The sequence below is a fragment of the Bartonella sp. CE47NXGY genome (genome assembly GCF_042195415.1).
In the GTDB taxonomy this organism is placed as follows: domain Bacteria; phylum Pseudomonadota; class Alphaproteobacteria; order Rhizobiales; family Rhizobiaceae; genus Bartonella.
In genome coordinates this window covers 1-659 of the sequence record NZ_JBHIOI010000241.1, presented here as the reverse complement: position 1 = coordinate 659, position 659 = coordinate 1, and the positions used below count along the sequence as shown (strand labels likewise).

1 protein-coding gene is annotated in these 659 nt (G+C 41.7%); it reads right to left on the bottom strand.

Annotated features, from left to right (window positions below; all coding sequences use genetic code 11):
- Window positions 1-659: helix-hairpin-helix domain-containing protein (locus tag ACFIL3_RS11320; protein ID WP_375682283.1), on the bottom strand; the 659-nt coding region annotated here is incomplete at both ends.

Genomic DNA, 659 nt, shown 5'->3' with positions numbered 1-659 from the left:
TTATGTTTCTCAATCAGCTGTAGCCAAGCCTCTTCATCGATAACCTCAACACCTAATTCTTCAGCTTTAGCCAATTTGGAGCCCGCTCCAGGTCCTGCAACAAGAAGATCTGTTTTTTTAGAAAGTGAACCAGATGTTTTAGCCCCTAATCGCTCTGCCAATGCTTTTGCTTCATCGCGTGACATATGCGCCAAAGTTCCTGTAAAAACAATGATCTTCTCCGCTATTGGTGAAGAATCTGCTATGATAGGCTCCTCATCAAGAGGAGTTACTTCTTCAAGCAAAACAGATAAAATCTCACGGTTATGCGCTTCTCTATAAAAATCAACAATTGCGCCCCCTACCTGTGGTCCAATTCCTTCAATATTGGTAAGTTCCATCCAAGCCTCATTTCCTTCTTCATTTTCCTTATCACATGGCATAAATGCTTCCATAGCCGCAGTCTCAAAAGCTGTATAATTTTTATAAGCACGTGCAAGGCGGCGTGCATTCACTTCGCCAACATGACGAATCCCCAATGCAAACAAAAAACGGCTCAAAGGAATTTCTCGGCGCGCATTAATGGCATCATACAATTTCCGCACTGAAACAATACCAAAACCTTCCATATTTTCCAAACGTATCAAAGACTTTTCTTGGCGCCGTTGTAAAGTAAAAAT